Below are 19,688 nucleotides of genomic sequence, written 5' to 3'. Positions count from 1 at the left end.
CCCGCCCGCACGAGGTCATGATTGCGACGCAAGGGCCATCCAAAAGATCACAATGAACAAGACGAAGCCGCTAATTTGCAGGATCGAAATGATCATCGCGGCGAGCCAGCCCGCGCGCGCACGGTCCACAACGTCCTGTGGGGCCCCAATCGACCGTGCCTTTGAGACAAGCGAGTGCCCCCATACCCAGGCGGGAACAGACAGAATAATCGGGGCAATGAAGAAGCTGATGCCGGCCATGCACATGACGATCATTGCGCTGGAGCGAATTGATTCGTACTCGTAGTTGGCTGGCGACGCATACAGGGGCTGACCATACACGGGCTGGCCGTATCCCGCCTGACCGTAGGGCCCCTGCTGGCCGTATCCCGCTTGACCGTATCCCGCCTGGCCGTAGAGACCCTGCTGACCGTAAGGTGCCTGGCTGTATCCCGCCTGACCGTAAGGACCCTGCTGACCATACGCGACCTGCTGACCGTATCCCGCCTGACCGTACGCTTCCTGCTGGCTATAGGGACCCTGCTGGTCGCTCTTCCCTTGCCGTTCGAGGGCCATGTAGTCGTCGGACACCTGCTGCGCAAAGATATTCTCGGGATCGCTCATCCATTACTCCCAGTGACTGTCTCTCATGAATCTACGGCTCATGGTATCGCAGACCGCTGTCGGCACTGTGGGTGGACCCAGATACCCACCGGGAATCACTGATCGCTCCGCCCCCGCTGCTACTCTTGTTCCGGGGACAGACCTCGGGAGCCGCGTGGCGCAACGCTCATCAGCTCGAGATCGACGCCAACAAGAATCCCCACACCGCCACGATGACGATGAGGACCACCAGGGCAACGCCGAGGACTACAAGATGAATGATCGAGCACATCTTGGCGGCTGATCGGGCGCTCGCGAGTTCGTTCATCAGGGGCATCGGCACGCCCGCGAGTCGGGCTTCCTCGATCAGCTTGTCGGACCAGATCCACATCGCGCCCGACAGCATGAGGCCGCCGAACAGAAAACTCAGGAAGGACAAGGTGCGGACCGTCGACGCGTTCGACTGGACGCGCTGCACCGCGAAAGGCGAAGCCTGGTAGCCGGGGAAACCCTGCGGACCGTAGCCCGGCCCGTAGCCTGTATCCCCCTGGCCGTAAGGTGCCTGCTGCGGGTAGGGGTTGATGGGATCACTCATGCGTCACTCCACAATCGTTGTCCGGCAGATGCTCGACCGATCCTAACGCGCCAGATGCTCAGCGGCGAGGCCTGGGCTGGCTCAGCCCTCACGCGCGGCCCTGCCCCGGCCTCGTCCCACGCACGCTACCCGGCCTCGTCCCACACCCACAGCGCACCCAGCTTGCCGCGCCCACGAAGCCCCGCCCCCGCCTCGTCCGCGCGCAGAAAACGGCGCGGGGACCGGTTTCCCGACCCCCGCGCCACTCAACGAAGCATCACAGCATGCAGGACACGCAGCCCTCAACCGCCGTGCCCTCCAGGGCCATCTGGCGCAGGCGCATGTAGTACAGAGTCTTGATGCCCTTCCTCCACGCGTAAATGTAGGACTTGTTCAGGTCACGCGTCGTCACCGTGTCCGGGTAGAACAACGTGAGCGACAGGCCCTGATCCACGTGCTGGGTGGCCACCGCGTAGGTGTCGATGATCTTCTCCGGGCCGATCTCGTACGCGTCCCGGTAGTACTCCAGGTTCTCGTTCGTCATGTACGGTGCCGGGTAGTAGACGCGGCCGATCTTGCCTTCCTTGCGGATCTCCACGCGGGACACGATCGGGTGAATCGACGACGTCGAGTTGTTAATGTACGAGATAGAACCCGTCGGCGGAACCGCCTGCAGGTTCTGGTTGTACATGCCGTACGTGGCGACGTCGGCAGCCAGGGCCTCCCAGTCCGCCTGGGTCGGGACCTTGATGGACGAGGCGGCGAGCAGCTCGCGGCACTTGTCCGTGGCGGGTGCCCACTCCTCGTCAATGTACTTGCGGAAGAACTCGCCCGACGCGTACGCGGAGTCCTCGAAGCCCTCGAAGCGCTCACCGCGCTCGCGCGCGATTGTGCACGAGGCCTTGATGGCCTCGAACAGGACCGTCATGAAGTACATGTTCGTGAAGTCCAGCGCCTCCTCGGACCCGTAGTGCACGTGCTCGCGCGCCAGGTACCCGTGCAGGTTCATCTGGCCCAGACCGATCGCGTGACTCATCGCGTTGCCGCGCGCAATCGACGGCACCGAACCGATGTCCGACAGGTCGGACACAGCCGTCAGGCCGCGGATCGCCATCTCAATCGTCTTAGAGAAGTCCGGGGAATCCATGGTCTTCGCGATGTTGAGCGAACCCAGGTTGCAGGAGATGTCCTTGCCGACGTGCGAGTACGACAGGTCATCGTTGTAGGTCGAGGCCTCGGACACCTGCAGGATCTCCGAGCACAGGTTCGACATGGTGATGCGGCCCTTGATCGGGTTCGCCTTGTTCACCGTGTCCTCGAAGACAATGTAGGGATAACCGGACTCGAACTGGATCTCCGCGATCGTCTGGAAGAAACGACGCGCGTTGATCTTGCGCTTGTGGATGCGGCCGTCGTCCACCATCTCGTGGTACTTCTCCGTCACCGAGATCTCGGAGAAGGGCACGCCGTACACGCGCTCCACGTCGTAGGGGCTGAACAGGTACATGTCCTCGTTCTTGCGTGCCAGCTCGAACGTGATGTCCGGGATGACGACGCCCAGGGACAGCGTCTTGATACGGACCTTCTCGTCCGCGTTCTCGCGCTTGGTGTCCAGGAACTGCATGATGTCCGGGTGGTGCGCGTGCAGGTACACGGCACCCGCGCCCTGACGCGCGCCCAGCTGGTTCGCGTAGGAGAAGGAGTCCTCGAGCAGCTTCATGACGGGCACGACGCCGCTGGACTGGTTCTGAATCTTCTTAATCGGGGCACCCGACTCACGCAGGTTCGTCAGCTGCAGGGCGACGCCGCCGCCGCGCTTGGACAGCTGCAACGCAGAGTTGATGCCGCGCGCGATCGACTCCATGTTGTCCTCGATGCGCAACAGGAAGCAGGACACCAGCTCGCCGCGCGCCGCCTTGCCGGCGTTGAGGAAGGTCGGGGTGGCCGGCTGGAAGCGGCCCGTCATGATCTCGTCAACGAAGCTGCGAGCCAGCTCGATGTCGCCGCGCGCCAGGTACAGAGACACCATGGCGACGCGATCCTCGAAGCGCTCCAGGTAGCGCTTCCCGTCGAAGGTCTTGAGCGTGTACGACGTGTAGTACTTGAACGCGCCCAGGAACGTCGGGAAGCGGAACTTGTGGGCGTAGGCCTGCTTATACAGCGCCTTAATATCCGCGAAGTCGTACTGATCCAGGACGTGCTGCTCGTAGTAGCCCTCATCCACCAGGTACTTCAGCTTTTCCTCCAGGTCATGGAAGAACACCGTGTTCTGGTTGACATGCTGGAGGAAGTACTGGCGAGCGGCCTTACGATCCGCGTCAAACTGGATGCGTCCGTCCGCGTCGTACAGGTTAAGCTGTGCGTTCAGCGCGTGGTAGTCCAGCTCCGGGGAGAGAGCTTCCTCTACGCCTGTGTCGGTGTAGTTTTCTGCCAAAACTGTTCCAGTCCTTCGCGAACTCTGGAGACATCCTCAGGCGTGCCAAGGAGCTCGAACTTATACATGTGGGGAACCCCCAGCTTGGCCGCGATGATATCGCCCGCGATGCAGTAGGCCTTGCCGAAGTTGGTATTACCCGACGAGATAACGCCCCTACACAGGGCACGATTCTCGGGATTGTTGAGGAACTTGATGACCTGCTTAGGAACCGCGCCCTTAATATTGCCACCCCCGTAGGTCGGCACGATCAGCACGTACTCCTCGCGCACGCGCAGCGGCTCATCCTTGGGGCGCAACGGGATCCGCGCAGCCGGGAGGCCAAGCTTTTCAACAAAACGGCGGGTGTTGCCCGTCGCCGACGAGAAGTAGACGACGATGCCCATGGTGTTCCTTCCGACTTGTCGGGACGGTGAGCTTCTAGTGTCTCACTGACGAGGCCTGGGCGCGGTGACGTGGGGGCGTGTCCCCTTGTGGGATCATTGACGCAGTAGCAGGCCTCGTGAGCGCGCCCGGATGGGGCAGGTGTGCTAGCCGCACTGTTCAGGCATTTCCCCTGGTCACATGGCTTGTCGCATTCCTCACCGCGCGACCCGTATCTGCGCGTTTGCGCGGGGTTGCCCCGGCCTCGTCCCTACCCGGACATGCGAAAGCCCCGGCCGAGTGGCCGGGGCTTGTCGACGCGCCTCAGGCCGACATCGCCAGGGCTGCGGCGGCGATGGCCTTGATGCGGTCGGGGCGGAAGCCGGACCAGTGATCCTCGCCGGCTACGACGACGGGGGCCTGCTGGTAGCCGAGACCCTTGATGAAGGCGAGGGATTCTGCGTCCTGGGTGACGTCGATCTTCTCGTAGGAGATGCCCTGCTTGTCGAGGGCGCGGTAGGTCGCGTCGCACTGCGGGCAGCGGGGCTTGGAGTAGACGGTGATCGACATGTTCGTGTCTCCTTGCGGCTTGGGGCCGGACGTTGCTTACCTAATTGACTCTCTGGCGGCTCGTTCGCCGCGAACACCACAACACTACACCTTGGGGCCATCCTCGCAACCGACCCCTAGATGTTGTGTGCACCGCCTCGACTGTGGACGAGGGGCGCATACCTGTGGACAGAGCGGGCACTCAGGATCACACTCCTTGATCACATGCTTGACGCGCCCCTGACGAAGGCCCTCGCAGATGCGCGCAAACACGTGGGTTTTCGCCTCACCAAGCAGGTAAAACGAGAGTCCTCCAGAGGCCCCTGCACCCTGTGCGCACTGTGGACAGGGTCGTCACCATGCTGTGCATAACCCGCCTCCGACCACGTGAATCGTGTTACGCATCACCATCAACGAGAGGGGTCTTGGGCGTGTCGCGCCCCCACATCTAGGGGTCCTTGGCAGATAAGCGCCCCTAGATGTAGGGGTTGGGCACTATCTCGATCGAATGCTTGAAATGCCGCGGAAAGCTGCGCGGGGCACGCGCCACGGGGAATCCAGAAACCCCTACAGCCCCAGGAACGCCTTGATCGCGGGCATTTCGCGCACAGCCTGGACCAGGCCAGCACGGTAGGTGGCTTCCAGGCGTTCGCGCCGAGACTCGGTGTTATTGATCCACAGGTTGTCGGGCGCGAACACGTAGGCCTGGCCTCGTTCCTCGAGTTCGAAGAGGAACTTACGCCCGGCGTTGTAGCGGTCGGGGCGCTGCGCCACACCTTCAAAAACGGACGGGAACTGGCGGTATGCGGTGCGCAGGAGCGCGCCGACGCTGGCGGGCATGGGGGCCTTGACGTAGTCGCGGGGGCGCGTGAGGACGACGAGGAGCTTGCGGTAGCCTTCGCGCAGCGGCTGATCGAAGGGGAGCCCACCGTTGGGGCCGAGCGCGCCATCGACGTAGGTGTCGCCGTCGATTTCGACGGGTGGCATGAGGATCGGCAGCGTGGAGGAGGCCCGGACGATGGGACCGAGCGCGTCCAGCGTGCTCATTTCCTCCTTGGAAAACCAGCGTTCTTCACCGCGCGAGGCATTGAAAGTGGCGACGCGCGTGGTGGCCGGGTTTGCCAGGAAGGTGTCCATGTTGAAGGGCAGGACACCGTCGGGGTAGCAGATCTGCTGGTAGATGTACTCGGCGTTAAAGTAGCCGTGTCCTTTACGGAAGTGCTTGAGGCCACCGAATTCAGGGTCTTCGACGAGGTCGACGAAGGTCGCGTGGGAGCGGATCGCGTCGCGGGAGGTGAAGTTGCACAGGTGACTGGATCCAGCGGACACACCGGAAATATGGGGGAAGTTGATACCTTCGGCGATGAGTCGGCTGACGAGCGCGGCCGTGTAGGCGTTGCGCATGCCGCCGCCTTCGAACACGAGGGCGGTGTCGTCGATGGTGACCATCGTGGCGATGGATTCTTCGGGGGTCGGATAGTGTTCTGCCGTTTCCTTCACGTTTCGACCCTACCGCCGGGCGTCAAACCTACGCGCGCGTACGTCCGGTGAAGACCACGTAGTGATAAAAGAAGAATCGGAATGCGGTGCCGAGCACAAATCCGACGACGTAGACGGCGATGTTGTCGGCCAGCGCCGAGGTGAGTCCCAGGATGTCGTGCGTGAACAGCAGGCAGAACTGTGAGATGGCGATGCCGCAGATGTTGGCGACGAAGAAGAGGATGGCTTCGCGGGTGGCGTTGTCTTGGGTGCGACCGCGGTAGGTCCACAGGCGGTTGGCGATCCACGAGTAGAGCGTGGCGGTCGCGGCTGCGATGAATTGCGCGGCGTTGGGGTGGCCGGCGAGGACGCCGAGCGGCCCGTGTTGGAGGAGGTTGAACAGCCCCATATCGACGATGAACGCGGTCGCTCCGACGAGTCCGAATTGGATGAATTCGCGCGTCCAGGCCAGGGCGCGCTGGGGGAGGGACGAGGCCGGGGCGGCCCCCTCGTTCACGTGTCCTGGAGTGCCGGGCTGGGGACGAGACGCGGGCGGGTCCGCGAGCGCCACGGATTCGAGCGCAGGGGCCGCGGGTTCGAGCGCGGCAGCGGATCCGCGCGGGCGTTGTTCGTCGTTCACTCCCCTAGTGTCGCATGCCCGCGCATGCGCTTCTACCGTCGGTTCAGTATGTCGGCATCGCCACGCCACCGCCCCGCAGGTCGTCGCCTCTAAGATGGTCCCCATGACTGAGACGATCCCGCGAGAGGCACCCCAGGCCTCGCCAAATACTCCCCCGGTTGCCCCGAAACGTTACGGGTATCGGGTGCGCGACCAGTTCGGACAGCATTTTGATGACCCGTGGGATTGGTTGCGCGACGGCGATAACCCCGAGGTCCGCACACACCTGGAGGCGGAGAACGCGTGGGCGGACGCGGTGACCGAGCCGACGCGCGAGGCGGCCGCGCGCCTCGTGGAGGAGGTCAAGGCTTCCACGGCGCTCACCGACGTGACGGTTCCGATCCGCGAGGGCGAGTTCTGGTATTTCCGGCGTTTCGCGGAGGGCCAGTCCTACGCGACGCATCACCGTGCGCCGGTCGAGCGCGACGAGGCCGGGGTGCTGGTCCCGCTCGTCCCGTCTCCGGGCGTGCCCACGCGGGGCGAGGAGCTCCTCGTCGATGAGAACGAGTGGGCGCGCGGGCAGGAGTTTTTCCGCCTGGCGGACCTGTACCCGTCCCCGGATGGGCGCCTGATCGCGTGGGCGCGGGACACGAGCGGGGATGAGCGCTACACGTGGGTCGTGCAGGAAGCGTCGGGCCGCGTCATCGACGAGGCCGTGGTGGACGCCGGGTACGGCTTCGCGTGGTCGGACGACTCGAAGTCCTTTATCTACATGGGCGTGGACGACGCGTGGCGCGCGTGCGACGTGTGGCTGCACCGCGTGGGCACGCCTCGCGAGGCCGACGAGCTGCTGCTGGTCGAGCCGGACGAGGGCTTCGAGATGGGGTTCGCGCCCTCGGGTTTCCCGGGGCACGTCGTCATTCATTCCTCGTCGTCGACCGCGGGCCGCGCGTGGCTGTGGCTGCCCGCCCACCCCTCCGTGCGCCCGCTGCCGCTCATGTCGGTGCGCCCCCGCACGCTGGTGACGGCGGATTCGGCGGGGGATCGCCTCTTCATCGTGCATACGGGGCTGACGCAGGAGGGCTCGCTCGCGCAGGCGATGCTGCCCGCAGGGGGTTCGCCCGAGGCATTGGCACAGTTGGGCATGACGTCCTCCCCCGCGTACAGCCGCCAGGCGCTGGCGGATCGCACGCCCGGCACTCCCCTGCCGGAGGACGAACCCGCGCCCCTCACCCCGTTCGAGTCCTGGGAGCCGCTGCGCAGCCCCGGACCCGGCGAGCGCATCACCGACGTCGAGGCCCACGCGGACTACGTGGCACTCTCGCTTCGTTCGGGTTCGCTCACGCAGATTGACGTGTGGGACCGCCGCGAGGAAAAGCCCACGTGGCGGCGCGTCGAAGTGGACGCCCCGGTACGCACGATCACGACCGTGCCGACCCCGTGGACCGATCCGCTGCGCGTAGAGTTCCAATCGCAGACCGTGCCGCCCACGGTTGCCGAGGTTTCACTGCCGAACCCGGCCCCGGCCTCGTCCCCCGAGGACACAAGCGAGACCGCGGCCCTTGGCGTGCGGACCCTGCGCACCCGCGAGGCACCCGGTTGGGACCCCGCCGAGTACGTCGAGGAGCGCGTGTGGGTGCTCGCGCGCGACGGCGCGACCCGCATCCCCGTCACCCTCATCCACCACCGCGACGCGCGCCCGGACGGTACGCACGCGGGCTGGCAGATCGGGTACGGCTCGTACGAGGTCAGCTACGACCCCGAGTTCGAGACCCTGCGCCTGCCGATCCTGCGCCGCACCGTCTACGTGATCGCGCACGTGCGCGGCGGCGGCGAGATGGGCCGCGCCTGGTACGAGGACGGCAAGGAGCTGGTCAAGGAACACACGTTCACGGACTTCATTGACGTGGCCGACTGGCTGGTCGACTCCGGGTGGGTGGCACCCGGCCGCCTGGTCGCGGAGGGCCGCAGCGCCGGAGGCCTGCTCATGGGCGCGGTCACCAATGCCGCCCCCGACCGCTTCCGCGCGATCCTGGCGGGCGTGCCCTTCGTGGACGCGCTCACCACGATCCTGGACCCGACCCTGCCGCTCACCGTCGGCGAGTGGGAGGAGTGGGGCAATCCGCTCACCTCGCACGCCGTGTTCGATGCGATGAGCCGCTACACGCCGTACGAGAACGTGCCCGACGGCGCGCTCCTGCCCGCGATCATGGCGACGACCTCGGTCAACGACACGCGCGTCGAGTTCGTCGAGCCCACCAAGTGGGTGCAGCGCCTGCGCGAGGCCACCGGCCAGGTGCCCTCCACGGACGAGGCCGGGGCCGGTTCTGTTCCCGCGCGTGACCCGCGTGAGCGTCCGATCATCCTGCGCACCGAGATGGTCGCCGGGCACGCCGGCCCCTCCGGGCGCGAGGGCCGGTGGGCGGCGCGCTGCGAGGAGTTCGCCTTCGCGCTGGGCCAGGTGGGCGTCACGGTGTAACGGCATGGGCCGCTGACGAGCGGTTGATGCAGCTCGCGAGTGGTCGGTGCCTGTTAACGGCACACGCAGGTGGGGGCGGTCTTCGTTGGAAGACCGCCCCCACTGTCGCGCTACGCACGGTGCCGCCACGCACGATACGGCGCGAGCGTGCGCTGTGTTACCTCGCTGCGTTACAGCGCTGCGCCGCGTTACTGCTGCGCGCCGCCGTCCCAGCCGGGGCGCAGCGCAAAGGACTGAATGTCCATCTGCCCCGTGAGAGCCGTCCCCTTGAGGTAGCGGCCAAGGTCTGATGTCGTGAACAGTTCCCTCTGCTCTCCCCCGTCCCATGGCCTGTAGAACAGGGTGACGACACGATCATCGCCGCGATCCTCAAGTGCATACACACCGGTCGCAGTCACCTGGAACACCGTCGAATGGTCACGGCTCCGCGAGGGAATAGAAAACAGGTAACGTCCCTGCCCACTGGTCACGTCGACCGCGAAAGCGTCACCGTTTGCACTGATGAACCTGTAGTCATTACCCACCTGGATCCCCTCATACAGATGGATCGTGCGCTCTTCATTCAGTTCTATGGCACCCCCCTCCGCATCGACTACGGGAATGATCGTGCGCTGGCCCGTGGATAGATCCCATCGCTGGAGAACCATCGTTCCCACATTCGCATCGAGTCCGTTATCACGCGAAGCGTTGGGGTAGGTCGCCTGGAAACTCGGCATCGTCACCACATCACCCTCACAGGAGAACATGTTCTGTCCCGACGTCAGCCCATCGATCATCGGTGCGACCGCAAGAACCGGCGGTACATCACCGTCATGATCCGTAAGCTGAACAACGACCGCCATATTCTCCGGTACTTCACCGTCATTCGACTGCGCGGAATACGCCTCAAAAGCCGCTGATGCAACAGACGGAGCCAGCTTCGTATCGGTGATCGACACGATACGAGACCCACACTGCCCGTTATTCTGAAAAATACCGGCGTTAGCTACCGATGTCAGCGTCCCCCCGGCGCCTAATACGTCGACGGTTTGTTGTCCTTGAAGGACAAAGAGCGCCCCCACATCTTCGTTCGGAAACTCGTAGCGCTGCAGCTCGTATGGTTTCGATGTTTCACGCGTGAAACGCGTTGTCCCCTCATCTGTCGTGAGGTACTCATAGGTCTCGGTCCCGTATGTGACGCCGCGGGGCGACCAGAGAACAGATGCCCCCTCCATGGCACCTGCGGTGCCGACAATTCCAGTCCCATCATCATGCAAGAAGGCGATATAACCTTCACGCATGCGATAACCCGTCTTATCTGCCGAGTCTCCATTGCTGATGCGCACGACGATGTTCGCTTCGCCCGGACTGACCTGCTCAATCGAGACAACACGAATATCCCCACCTGCCGAACACGACACACAAAGTAACGCAGCAAGAGCGATCACCATGCATGTCACCGCATTTCTCACCATTAGCAATTTACCAAATAGTCTTGTAATTATAGGGTAATGACCCGACAGTAAGATCCCTGGGATAAACTCCCATACCGCCATTACCATCAATATCAGTCCCCGTCGTCCTCACATAAGCAAACCAGACCAGCTGCGAACAATTCAATCGATGAGGATTCATTCCTTTATTCACAGCAAAATTAATGTTATAGGGACGCTCAAGAAGGTTATTATAGGCGTAGTCAGCAGCCGCATCCTGAGTCGCCTGCGACACGTGGTAATAAAAATACCGTGTCCCCGAGAGGACCCTTTTATCCCACACCCATTTCCAATGCGACACCTGGCCAACACCGGGCGCTTCGACAATCCAGTCATTCCCACCAAAAATACCTACGTGCCCAGCTGGCCACACAGGCTCATAGAATACGTCACCTTTGTAGTCCGACTTACGCAGCTCAGTATCCCGAACACCTGATCCACGCTCTGAAATCCCCGACCGTCGTTGAACGGCCTGATTGTCACGAGCCTGTTCCAGAGCATCTTCAAGCACAGTACGCACATCCTGTCCCGACTCAGCCGACCACTCGCGCGCACCTGCGAGGATGTCATCGACGCCCACACCCGGTACATATGCCTGGATCTGACGCGCAAGCTCCTCCTCAGTCTGCCCAGCGGCATACCCAGCAGACGGGAGGGACACAACCAGCAAAGCAGCGGCCACCATCGCAAAAAATCTCGATTTGTAGCTCATGATTCTCATCCAATCTCATCATTGAAACGAACGATGCAATCAGCACCACGAGATAAGTGTACAGAATTCTATGGCTACATTTCAACGATTTGCCACATCTGACAAGCAGCCCGGCGCATGCTACATGCGCGACTATGACGCCCCATCCAACCACATCCGCCACACCGACCACGAGGCGTAACCCCGGCCTCGTCCCATCGAGTTACGTCCCAACCGGGCACGAACCCCGGACAGACAGACAGACAGCGTTACTGCGCGCCGCCGTCCCAGCCGGGGCGCAGGGAGAAGGACTGAATGTCCAGCGCACCCGTCACAACACCCTCCCTGAGGTACCACGCTAGATCCTGTGTCGTGAAGATATCGCGCCACTGTCCGCCTTCCCACGGCCTGTACGAGAGCGTCACGACGCGGTCAGCGCGGCGGTCCTTGAGCACGTAGACACCGCTCTCACTCACCTGGAACGTCGCCAGGTAGCCATCCGGCCCATACGTCGGCGCATCAAGCGAAAACAAGTAACGCCCCTGGCCGCTAGCCGGGTCGACGGCGAAAGCATCTCCACCCCACGACACGAACCTGTACTCGTCGTTCACGCGGATCGCCACGTAGTCAGAGACACCCTGACCTTCATCCAGATCGATAGGGTTTCCAGCCTCGTCAACCACGGGAACAATCGTGCGCTGCCCCGTCGACAGGTCCCACCGCTGAAGAACCAGGTCTCTCCGCTCGCTCTCCGTACCGCTAAACGAGGCACTGGCCTCGTCCTCCCGCACGCTCGGCATCGTGATGACATCCCCCTCACAGTCGAACATGCGCTGTCGCGACGACAAGCCGTCGATCATCGGCGCGACCGCGAGAACCGGAGGAGTGTCGCCATCATGGTCAGTGAGCTGAACGACCACCATCAGAGCCTCCGGAACGCTGCCATCCGACTGGGCAGCGTAAGCCTCGAAAGCTGCCGACCTAATACTCTCGGAACGCACGGTGTCCGTGATCACCAAGATCCGCGACCCACACTGGCCGACGTCCCCGCGCATGCCTGCATTGTCGACACTCGACGTGGTTCCATCGGAGCGCACGGAGTCAACCCGATACCCCGCGCCTTCCTCTTTCACGATGGCGAGTGTTCCGCCGGAAAGCTCGTAGCGCTGAACGTCCTCATCACGCACATACCTGCGCGCAACCTGCTGCGTTCCGCTGTCCGTCGTCACGTAGTCATGGCTCGACGAACCAAAAAAGACACCACGATCACTCCAGAGCACGTCCCCGTGACCACCTCGTCAACGGACGCCACCTGGCCTCTCCCCTGGGCGTCGAGGAGCACGATCCAGCCGTCATAGTACGGCTCATCCTGGGCCACCGTCGTCCATCCGCGCCCGATCCGCAGCGCGATCACGGCGTCACCCGTCGTCAAAAAAGTGACCGGCTTTCGGGTTAATTTCCCGTGAAAAACGCAGCTCCACGCCAGCGCGGCAACCGAGAGCACAACGACGAAAAGAGCCCATCGGCGGGCGCGCCTCGGCCTCGTCGGACCACCGTGCACTTTCCCATCGGCACCCGTCTGGCGCTGCTCGCCCAGGCGATCCCCCATGCCCGTTGTCCCTCTCGTCGCGGCAGCGGGCGCGGCCACGCCCACCCCCAGAGTGTAGAGGACAAGGCCGAGGCGACCCCGGCCTCGTCCCTCTTCCGATCAGGCACGTGCGATGCCGATAGGATGAGGGCATGACGATTACGGCGGCGGCAGACGGTTCTTCCCTCGGCAATCCCGGACCCGCGGGGTGGGCCTGGTACGTGGACGAGGACACGTGGGACGCGGGCGGCTGGCCGAAGGGCACCAACAACCTGGGTGAGCTGACCGCCATCCTGCGCCTGCTTCAGGCCACGGCCCAGACCGGCGAAGAACTGCACATCCTCGCCGACTCGCAGTACGCGATCAACGTCGTGTCCAAGTGGCGACTCGGCTGGAAAAAGCGCGGCTGGACAAAAGCCGACAAGAAACCCATCAAGAACCTGGAGCTGATCCAGGAGATCGACCGCGCCATGGAAGGGCGCCGCGTCACCTTCGAATGGGTCAAAGGCCACGCCGGGCACCACATGAACGAGCGCGCCGATGACCTCGCGCGAGGGTGCGCCGAGGCCTACCAGGCCGGGCGTACACCCGAGCCGGGTCCGGGGTTTGGGGGCGCTGGCCGCGGGTCACGTGGGTCGCGCGGGTCTGCGGATCGGGTGCCCGGGGGTGCTGCCGCTGCGTCCGTGGCCGCCGAGCCGCACGATGCTGTGGAGTCCGGCGCGAGCACACCTGCCGGAAAGCGTCACGCCGAGGCCGACAAGGCTGCCGCAGCGCCCGCACGCCCGAGCAAACATGGGGAAACCGCGACCGCATCGACGTCAACATCCGCTTCACACGGCGCCACCGACGAAGCCACTACGTCGACTTTCCGTTCTCACCCCAGCGTTTTCTCTGCTTCTGCTGAGCCGAGTGAACCCGCGGAGGCGGCCCCGGCCTCGTCGGTGAGTGAGCTCGCGATAACCACGGAGAATGCGGTTGCCCGCGAGCGCGAGTTCATCCTGGCGTGGACCGGCGGCGACGAGGAGGCGCTGGCGTCCATGACGGATGGGCGCACGACGCGCATCTGGCCGGGCGGCGGCGCGACGACGACGCTGGCGGGGCCCTCTCCTGCATCGCCGTCCATCGGCCGCATTGACGCTCACGACCTGGGCGGATCGTTCCTGACCCGCTACCGGGTGCGTTGGGAGGGCGGCGCGTCGCTGGAATCCAGCGTGTGGGCACCGGCAACCTCTGGCGAGGCTCGTCTGGTCATGGTGCACCACCAGTCGACGCTGATCGGCTGAAGCGGACCATCGCGGGCAGGCGTTCGCGGGCATGAACAGCTTGCAGGCACAGGGCGCGTTAGATAATCCCGCGAGGCAGCGGGCCACAGCGCGGAGATTACGTCTCGACAGCCAGCCGCATGCGTCCCGGCCCAACCCAGAGCTCCAGCGGGTCGAGCGCCCCTCACGCGGAAAGGTTGCGCGCATGCGGATAGGTTATGCGCATGCGGATAGGTTATTAAGGTATCCGCATCGTCGTAACCTATCCGTATCTTCATAACCTATCCACATAACCGTTTCCTATCCGCGAGCCCCAACGGCACCTGCGCGACACTGCACCAGATAGGGAGCGTTACACCAGTTAAGGAGGATTGCACCAGTTAGGGGGCATTACACCACCTCCGAGCTGTTGTAATGCTCCGCTAAGTGGTGTAACACCAATTAGAAACAAGCTAAAACGCGGATCATGCCTGGCCGAACATACTGCTCGCCCAGACTGCGGTGCCCGTGGGCGGCAGCAAGGCCTGGCCGGGCTTCGAGATGACACGCCGATCCCCTGCTGCCCGGAGGGCACCAGTGGAACCTCATGGACTACTGGGCCTGGCCGCGGCGCCCATGGGCGGCGGCAAGGCCTGGCCGGGCTTCGAGATGACACGCCGATCCCCTGCTGCCCGGAGGGCACCAGTGGAACCTCATGGACTACTGGGCCTGGCCGCGGCGCCCATGGGCGGCGGCAGGGCCTGGCCGGGCTTCGAGATCGACCACTCCGAGCCGCAGGCTCGCGTGTGGCGATCTCGCGGGCGGGCCGCCGCCCACGGGCACCAACAAGCAGACAAGCTCTTAGAGCTTGGCGCCCTCGAAGCTGAAGATGTCGAGGAACTTGCGCGCGCGATCCGAGGACGGGTCCGCGAAGAACTTGCGCGGCGGGTCGACCTCGACGATGCGGCCCGCGTCCATGAAGACGATGCGGTCCGCGATCGCGCGGGCGAAGCCCATCTCGTGGGTGACGATGAGCATCGTCATGCCGGTGCGCGCCAGCTCGAGGACGACGTCGAGGACCTCGCGCACCATTTCCGGGTCGAGGGAGGCGGTGACCTCGTCGAGGAGGAGGATCTCGGGGTTCATCATGAGGGCGCGCACGATGGCGACGCGCTGGCGTTGGCCGCCGGAGAGCTGGCGCGGGTAGTCGTCGGCGCGGTCCGCCAGGCCGACGCGCTCGAGCAGTTTTTGCGCCCGCGCGCTCGCGTCGGCGCGCGATTCTCCGGCGACGAGGCCGGGGGCGAGCGTCAGGTTCCCCATGACGGTGAGGTGGGGGAAGAGTTCGTAGGACTGGAAGACCATGCCGATGCGGCGGCGAACCTCGGGCCAGGAGACGCCGGGGGCCGCCAGGTCGGTCCCGTCGAAGAGGATCTGCCCGGAGTTGATGGGTTCGAGGCCGTTGATCGTGCGCAGGAGCGTGGACTTGCCGCAGCCGGAGGGCCCGATGATGACGACGACTTCACCGTCGGCGACGTCGAGGGAGACGCCGCGCAGGGCGTGGTGCCCGCCGGGGTAGGTCTTGTCGAGGTCGACGAGGCGCAGCTGCGGGTCGGAGGTCAGTTCTGCCATGTTTTCTCCATGTGGCGTGAGAGGAGCGAGATGGGCCAGCAGATGAGGAAGTACAGCGCGAAGATCAGGCCGTAGATCCACAGCGAGGCGGTCGGGTAGTTGAAGCGGTTGGCGTCGATGATCTGCTGTCCGACTTTGAGGACTTCGACGACGCCGATGAGGACGACGAGGGACGTCGTCTTGATCATGCGGGTGATGAGGTTGACGGCCGGGGGCGCGAGCCTGCGCAGGGTTTGCGGCAGGATGACACGGCGCATGGTCTGCTTCGGGGTGAGTCCCAGAGCGTAGGCTGACTCATACTGGTGGCGCGGGATGGCGATGAGCGCGCCTCGTACGAGGTCGCCCATTTCGGCGCCGCCCCACAGGGTGAAGACGAGGACGGACGCGGTGATGCCGTCCAGGTTGATCCCCGCGACGCGCGTGAGTCCGAAGTAGGCGACGAAGAGGAGGACGATCTGTGGCATGATGCGCACGAACTCGAGGTAGAGCTGCATGAGCCAGCGCAGGGCTCGCCAGCGTGAGCGCATGCCGAGGCCGACGAAGACGCCGAGGATCAGGGACAGCACGACGGACAGCGCGGAGATGCCGACGGTGACGCCGAGGCCCTCGAGGATGCGCACGAGGTTGCGGCCTTCGAAGATGACGTTAATTCCCAAATCCGCCACGGCGCACCTTCTTTTCGATGAGTCGGGCCGCGATGGACACGGGCAGGAGGATCACCAGGTAGGCGATGACCAGCAGGATCAGCGCTTCGGAGGTGTTGTAGGACATGCCGATGAGGTCTTTCGCGACGTACACGAGGTCGGGCAAGGCAACGACGGAGACGACGGACGTTTCCTTGATGAGGAAGATGACGTTGGCGGCCAGCGGCGGCACGGAGGTCGCGATGGCCTGAGGGAGGGCGACGTGGCGCAGTGTCTGGGTGCGCGTGAGGCCGAGCGCCGACGCGGACTCCCACTGGATGGTGGCGATCGAGTCGAGCCCAGAGCGCAGGGCCTCGGCCATGTAGGCACCGCCCAGGAAGATGAGGCCCACGATCGCGCAGGTCTCGCCGCTCCACTTGACGCCCACGCGCGGCAGGCCGAAGTAGATGAAGAAGAGCTGCACGAGCAGGGGCGTGTTACGTGACAGTTCGACGTAAGCGGCGGCGATTTGGGTGGCGACGGGGATCCGGTAGTGCCGGATCGCAGCCACGAGGAGGCCGAGCGCGAGGGAGCCGACGATACCGATAGCCGCGATCTTCAGGGTGAGGATCGCTGCGTCGACGTAGAGGGGCGCGTATCGCGCCAGAATCTCGTAATTCATATGCACACGAAGGGACGAGGCCGTGGCCGCGCCGGGCGATCACCCGCGGTGGGCGAACCCGTCAGGGAGCCACGGCCTCGTGCCTGCATTAGTTGGTGGAGGTGGTGTCCACGCCGCCTTCGACGACCAGGTCGTCGGGGGTCGCGGCGTCACCGTAGACGGGGGCGAGGGTCTGCTCGTAGTCCTTGTGGAAGAAGTTTTCCTTGCCGAGGTCCACGAGTTCGTTGTTCAGCCAGTCGAGGAGGGCGGTGTTGCCCTTCTTGACGGCGGCCGCGATGTAGCTGGTGTCGCCCAGGCTCTTGATGCCGACGCTGAAGCCGGGGTGCTGGATTGCCCAGGCGATGACCTCGGTGTTGTCGGTGGAGAAGGCGTCGCCGCGGCCGTCCTCAAGGGCCTGGTAGGCGTCGGAGTACTGGTCGTATTTCTGGAGCTTGATCTCGGGGTGGTTGGCCTCGAAGTAGGCTTCGGCGGTCGTGCCCTTGGTGACGATGAGGGTCTTGCCGGCCAGCTGGCTCACGTCGGTGATTTCGGCTGAGGTGGGCGAGACGACGCCGAGGGAGACCTTGAAGTAGGGGTTCGCGAAGTCGACCTTTTCGGCGCGCTCGGGCGTGATGGTGAAGTTCGCGAGGGTGATGTCAACCTTGTTGGAGGCGAGGACCTCGGTGCGGGCGGCGGCGTCGACGGGGACGTACTTGGCGGTGACGCCCAGGTCTGCGGCAATGCGGTCGCCGTAGACGACGTCGTATCCGGCGGGCTTGCCGTTGGCGTCGATGTAGCCGAAGGGGGCCTTGTCCGAGAAGATGCCGATGACGATCTCGCCGGCTTCCTTGATCTGCTCGGGGCTACGGTCGCCGACCTGAGTGCCCGAGGAGGCCGAGGAGCCCGCGCCGCCGGAGCATGCAGCCATGCCAAGGGCTGCGAGCACGGCGACGGCGGCCGTAGCGAGTCGACGGAATGGCGTTATGCGTGCGTTCGTGGCGCTCATGAGGGTTCCTGATCTGCGGGTTTGAATGAACTATGCCGAGGTGCATACTTGGCTTTGACACTGATGTTTCCATTACGAGCACGCATGCGCGAGGGGCGTTTCCAATTTTGAAACTATGTGACAAACAGATGTCCTGCCAATCCGCAGGATTCCGCGCCAGGACCTAGGACCCAGAAAAACGTGAAAACCGTCATGCTATGGTGCGCCCGCTCGCGATTGGCTGGATCAGCGCGCAAGAATTGCACTCATGCCTAAGCTCCCGCGCACAGTGAACTTCCCCGTGCCGGCGAAGCCTACCCGCTACGAAATCCTTGAAGGCCTGCGGATTACCGCGCCCGTTGCCGCCGGATACATCCCGCTAGGCCTCGCGTACGGCGTTCTCGTCATCCAGCTGGGTCTGCCGTGGTGGTTGGCTCCGGCGCTGTCCCTGTCCGCGTACTCGGGGTCGGCCGAGCTGCTCGTCGTCACCCTGGCCGCACAGAATACGCCGCTGGCCGTCATCGCGGTGACGATGCTGCTGGTGAATTTCCGCCTCCTGTTTTTCGCGTTCTCGTTCCCGCTGCACGTCATCGAGGGGCGTTTCGCGCGCCTCTTCTCGATGTACGCCCTCGTGGACGAGGCCTACGCACTGACCGCCGCCCGCCCAAACGGGTGGACGAAGCCTCGGCTCTTGACGATGCAGGTTCTCTTCAATCTGACGTGGGTCGTATCGGCCCTGGTGGGCGTGTTCGCGGGGTCGTTGATCCCCACGCAGATCGAGGGCCTGGACTTCGCGCTGACAGCCCTGTTCATCACACTGACGCTGGACGCGGCGCGCACGAGGCGTGCACTGCCCTCGGTCCTCCTGGCCGGCGCATCCTTCGCGGTGGCCATGGTGGTGGCGCCGACGCAACGCCTCTTGGTGGCACTCCTGCTATTCGTCGCGTGTCTCGCGGGTCGTCACGTCCTTCATCGCCGAGGCATCCTCCACTCCCCCGAATCTCCCGCCTCGGCCGATGGGCAGGGGCAGGCGACTCCCGAAGGGGGTGCACAGTGACTCCGACGCTGGGCTACCTGCTGGCGCTCCTGGTGATCGTCTTCATCATCGACTTTACGTTGCGCGCTCTGCCGTTCAAGATCCTCGAGCCGCTGCGCGATTCGCGCTTTGTCTCCGACATGGCGGTGTGGATGCCGCCGGGCATCATGCTGATCCTGGTGCTCTCGACGCTGTCCCAGGGCATGCAGGTGGCGGGCGGACGCTGGTGGGCGGCGCTGGTCGCCACGGGCATCACCGTCGTCGTGCACCTGCTGTCCGGCCGCAAGCTCCTGTGGAGCGTCGGCGCCGGAACGGTCGCCTACATCGCGCTGCTGAACTGGCTCTGACCCGCGCGGGCGGATAGGGCGGGCGGGTCGCCACCCACGGGCGCATCAAGCAGCCCGGCCCGACAGCGCCCGGCAAAACCGAGGGCAACGGCACCACACCAAAACCGCTACCATTGTGTCCATGCACACAGAGTCGTACATTCACCACGGTCACACGGTTTACGAGCACCGCCTTGCAGTCCCGTTGGATCACCTGCGCCCGGTCGGCGAGGATAACCCGACGATTGAGGTGTTTGCGCGCGAGGTCGTGCGCAAGGGCCGCGAGGACTCCCCCTACGCGGTGTTCCTGCAGGGTGGCCCGGGCTACCCGAGTCCGCGTTTCGGCACGTTTACCGG

Annotated in this window: 19 protein-coding genes and 1 pseudogene; 5 read left to right on the top strand and 15 right to left on the bottom strand. The window is 64.3% G+C overall.

From position 1 onward, the window contains the following. Positions 1 to 15 precede the first annotated feature (15 nt). The 7 genes from HMPREF1136_RS04580 to HMPREF1136_RS04550 form a co-directional block, all read right to left on the bottom strand. Positions 16 to 603, bottom strand: coding sequence for a hypothetical protein (locus HMPREF1136_RS04580; RefSeq protein ID WP_009648154.1), 588 nt, complete (start codon positions 601 to 603; stop codon positions 16 to 18). Positions 604 to 772: 169 nt separating this feature from the next. Further along, positions 773 to 1,177 carry a hypothetical protein gene (locus HMPREF1136_RS04575; RefSeq protein ID WP_009648151.1) on the bottom strand — a complete coding sequence of 135 codons (405 nt, stop codon included), beginning with the start codon at positions 1,175 to 1,177 and terminating at the stop codon, positions 773 to 775. Positions 1,178 to 1,433: 256 nt separating this feature from the next. Beyond that, positions 1,434 to 3,590, bottom strand: a complete 2,157-nt coding sequence (gene nrdE, locus HMPREF1136_RS04570; RefSeq protein WP_009648156.1) for a class 1b ribonucleoside-diphosphate reductase subunit alpha — start codon at positions 3,588 to 3,590, stop codon at positions 1,434 to 1,436. Continuing rightward, positions 3,560 to 3,976 carry a class Ib ribonucleoside-diphosphate reductase assembly flavoprotein NrdI gene (gene nrdI / locus HMPREF1136_RS04565; protein ID WP_009648158.1) on the bottom strand — a complete coding sequence of 139 codons (417 nt, stop codon included), beginning with the start codon at positions 3,974 to 3,976 and terminating at the stop codon, positions 3,560 to 3,562. Before nrdI ends, nrdE begins: the two co-directional genes overlap by 31 nt. 301 nt (positions 3,977 to 4,277) lie before the next feature. Next, positions 4,278 to 4,523: a glutaredoxin-like protein NrdH gene (nrdH, locus tag HMPREF1136_RS04560; protein WP_009648163.1), complete on the bottom strand. Its 246-nt coding sequence runs from the start codon at positions 4,521 to 4,523 to the stop codon at positions 4,278 to 4,280. Between the two features lie 546 nt (positions 4,524 to 5,069). Further along, on the bottom strand, positions 5,070 to 6,002 hold the full coding sequence (locus tag HMPREF1136_RS04555) for a patatin-like phospholipase family protein (RefSeq protein ID WP_009648145.1): 933 nt from the start codon (positions 6,000 to 6,002) through the stop codon (positions 5,070 to 5,072). Between the two features lie 28 nt (positions 6,003 to 6,030). Beyond that, positions 6,031 to 6,621: a GtrA family protein gene (locus tag HMPREF1136_RS04550; RefSeq protein ID WP_009648164.1), complete on the bottom strand. Its 591-nt coding sequence runs from the start codon at positions 6,619 to 6,621 to the stop codon at positions 6,031 to 6,033. Between the two features lie 94 nt (positions 6,622 to 6,715). On the opposite strand from HMPREF1136_RS04550, the gene HMPREF1136_RS04545 reads away from it, so the two are divergent. Then, positions 6,716 to 9,079 (top strand): S9 family peptidase, encoded by a 2,364-nt coding sequence (locus HMPREF1136_RS04545; protein ID WP_034504912.1) that lies wholly within the window; start codon positions 6,716 to 6,718, stop codon positions 9,077 to 9,079. A gap of 188 nt (positions 9,080 to 9,267) precedes the next feature. On the opposite strand, the gene HMPREF1136_RS04540 is transcribed toward HMPREF1136_RS04545, so the two are convergent. From HMPREF1136_RS04540 to HMPREF1136_RS11180, 4 genes are all read right to left on the bottom strand, one after another. Further along, positions 9,268 to 10,509, bottom strand: coding sequence for a hypothetical protein (locus tag HMPREF1136_RS04540; RefSeq protein WP_009648148.1), 1,242 nt, complete (start codon positions 10,507 to 10,509; stop codon positions 9,268 to 9,270). Between the two features lie 31 nt (positions 10,510 to 10,540). Continuing rightward, on the bottom strand, positions 10,541 to 11,263 hold the full coding sequence (locus tag HMPREF1136_RS10860; RefSeq protein WP_156791842.1) for a hypothetical protein: 723 nt from the start codon (positions 11,261 to 11,263) through the stop codon (positions 10,541 to 10,543). Between the two features lie 248 nt (positions 11,264 to 11,511). Next, positions 11,512 to 12,471, bottom strand: coding sequence for a hypothetical protein (locus HMPREF1136_RS04530; protein ID WP_009648157.1), 960 nt, complete (start codon positions 12,469 to 12,471; stop codon positions 11,512 to 11,514). Beyond that, a complete protein-coding gene (locus HMPREF1136_RS11180) occupies positions 12,468 to 12,851 on the bottom strand; it encodes a hypothetical protein (protein ID WP_009648153.1) in 384 nt (127 codons plus the stop codon). The genes HMPREF1136_RS04530 and HMPREF1136_RS11180 overlap by 4 nt, the downstream gene beginning before the upstream one ends. A gap of 131 nt (positions 12,852 to 12,982) precedes the next feature. Here HMPREF1136_RS11180 and HMPREF1136_RS04525 point away from each other — a divergent pair, with 131 nt between their 5' ends. After that, positions 12,983 to 14,113 (top strand): ribonuclease H family protein, encoded by a 1,131-nt coding sequence (locus HMPREF1136_RS04525; RefSeq protein ID WP_009648162.1) that lies wholly within the window; start codon positions 12,983 to 12,985, stop codon positions 14,111 to 14,113. 819 nt (positions 14,114 to 14,932) lie between these two features. On the opposite strand, the gene HMPREF1136_RS04520 is transcribed toward HMPREF1136_RS04525, so the two are convergent. The 4 genes from HMPREF1136_RS04520 to HMPREF1136_RS04505 all read right to left on the bottom strand — a co-directional run bounded on the left by HMPREF1136_RS04520 (position 14,933) and on the right by HMPREF1136_RS04505 (position 17,990). Beyond that, a complete protein-coding gene (locus HMPREF1136_RS04520) occupies positions 14,933 to 15,700 on the bottom strand; it encodes an amino acid ABC transporter ATP-binding protein (RefSeq protein ID WP_009648146.1) in 768 nt (255 codons plus the stop codon). Further along, positions 15,688 to 16,365, bottom strand: a complete 678-nt coding sequence (locus tag HMPREF1136_RS04515; protein WP_009648159.1) for an amino acid ABC transporter permease — start codon at positions 16,363 to 16,365, stop codon at positions 15,688 to 15,690. Before HMPREF1136_RS04515 ends, HMPREF1136_RS04520 begins: the two co-directional genes overlap by 13 nt. Beyond that, the gene (locus tag HMPREF1136_RS04510) at positions 16,346 to 17,005 is read right to left on the bottom strand and encodes an amino acid ABC transporter permease (RefSeq protein WP_009648152.1); all 660 of its coding nucleotides are present in this window, start codon (positions 17,003 to 17,005) and stop codon (positions 16,346 to 16,348) included. The genes HMPREF1136_RS04515 and HMPREF1136_RS04510 overlap by 20 nt, the downstream gene beginning before the upstream one ends. A gap of 88 nt (positions 17,006 to 17,093) precedes the next feature. Continuing rightward, complete coding sequence (locus HMPREF1136_RS04505) at positions 17,094 to 17,990, bottom strand: cysteine ABC transporter substrate-binding protein (protein ID WP_009648147.1); 897 nt, start codon at positions 17,988 to 17,990, stop codon at positions 17,094 to 17,096. A 247-nt stretch (positions 17,991 to 18,237) separates the two neighbouring features. On the opposite strand from HMPREF1136_RS04505, the gene HMPREF1136_RS04500 reads away from it, so the two are divergent. The 3 genes and pseudogenes from HMPREF1136_RS04500 to HMPREF1136_RS04490 all read left to right on the top strand — a co-directional run. Continuing rightward, positions 18,238 to 19,026: an AzlC family ABC transporter permease gene (locus HMPREF1136_RS04500; protein ID WP_083836229.1), complete on the top strand. Its 789-nt coding sequence runs from the start codon at positions 18,238 to 18,240 to the stop codon at positions 19,024 to 19,026. Next, positions 19,023 to 19,352 carry a branched-chain amino acid transporter permease gene (locus tag HMPREF1136_RS04495; RefSeq protein ID WP_009648150.1) on the top strand — a complete coding sequence of 110 codons (330 nt, stop codon included), beginning with the start codon at positions 19,023 to 19,025 and terminating at the stop codon, positions 19,350 to 19,352. Before HMPREF1136_RS04500 ends, HMPREF1136_RS04495 begins: the two co-directional genes overlap by 4 nt. 121 nt (positions 19,353 to 19,473) lie before the next feature. Then, a pseudogene (locus HMPREF1136_RS04490) lies at positions 19,474 to 19,688 on the top strand (alpha/beta fold hydrolase); the annotation flags it as partial.

The sequence above is a fragment of the Actinomyces sp. ICM47 genome (assembly GCF_000278725.1).
In the GTDB taxonomy this organism is placed as follows: Bacteria; Actinomycetota; Actinomycetes; order Actinomycetales; family Actinomycetaceae; genus Pauljensenia.
Note: the sequence above shows the minus strand (reverse complement) of the source record. Positions and strands in the feature narration are given on the sequence as shown.

Excerpts from the sequence above, each read along its gene's own strand:
- HMPREF1136_RS04510 (WP_009648152.1), bottom strand. The coding sequence starts at position 17,005 with ATGAATTACGAGATTCTGGCGCGATACGCGCCCCTCTACGTCGACGCA.
- nrdI (WP_009648158.1), bottom strand. The coding sequence starts at position 3,976 with ATGGGCATCGTCGTCTACTTCTCGTCGGCGACGGGCAACACCCGCCGT.
- HMPREF1136_RS04580 (WP_009648154.1), bottom strand. The coding sequence starts at position 603 with ATGAGCGATCCCGAGAATATCTTTGCGCAGCAGGTGTCCGACGACTAC.
- HMPREF1136_RS04505 (WP_009648147.1), bottom strand. The coding sequence starts at position 17,990 with ATGAGCGCCACGAACGCACGCATAACGCCATTCCGTCGACTCGCTACG.
- HMPREF1136_RS04500 (WP_083836229.1), top strand. The coding sequence starts at position 18,238 with ATGCCTAAGCTCCCGCGCACAGTGAACTTCCCCGTGCCGGCGAAGCCT.
- HMPREF1136_RS04575 (WP_009648151.1), bottom strand. The coding sequence starts at position 1,177 with ATGAGTGATCCCATCAACCCCTACCCGCAGCAGGCACCTTACGGCCAG.
- HMPREF1136_RS04520 (WP_009648146.1), bottom strand. The coding sequence starts at position 15,700 with ATGGCAGAACTGACCTCCGACCCGCAGCTGCGCCTCGTCGACCTCGAC.
- nrdH (WP_009648163.1), bottom strand. The coding sequence starts at position 4,523 with ATGTCGATCACCGTCTACTCCAAGCCCCGCTGCCCGCAGTGCGACGCG.
- HMPREF1136_RS10860 (WP_156791842.1), bottom strand. The coding sequence starts at position 11,263 with ATGAGCTACAAATCGAGATTTTTTGCGATGGTGGCCGCTGCTTTGCTG.
- HMPREF1136_RS04545 (WP_034504912.1), top strand. The coding sequence starts at position 6,716 with ATGGTCCCCATGACTGAGACGATCCCGCGAGAGGCACCCCAGGCCTCG.
- HMPREF1136_RS11180 (WP_009648153.1), bottom strand. The coding sequence starts at position 12,851 with ATGGGGGATCGCCTGGGCGAGCAGCGCCAGACGGGTGCCGATGGGAAA.
- HMPREF1136_RS04540 (WP_009648148.1), bottom strand. The coding sequence starts at position 10,509 with ATGGTGATCGCTCTTGCTGCGTTACTTTGTGTGTCGTGTTCGGCAGGT.
- HMPREF1136_RS04525 (WP_009648162.1), top strand. The coding sequence starts at position 12,983 with ATGACGATTACGGCGGCGGCAGACGGTTCTTCCCTCGGCAATCCCGGA.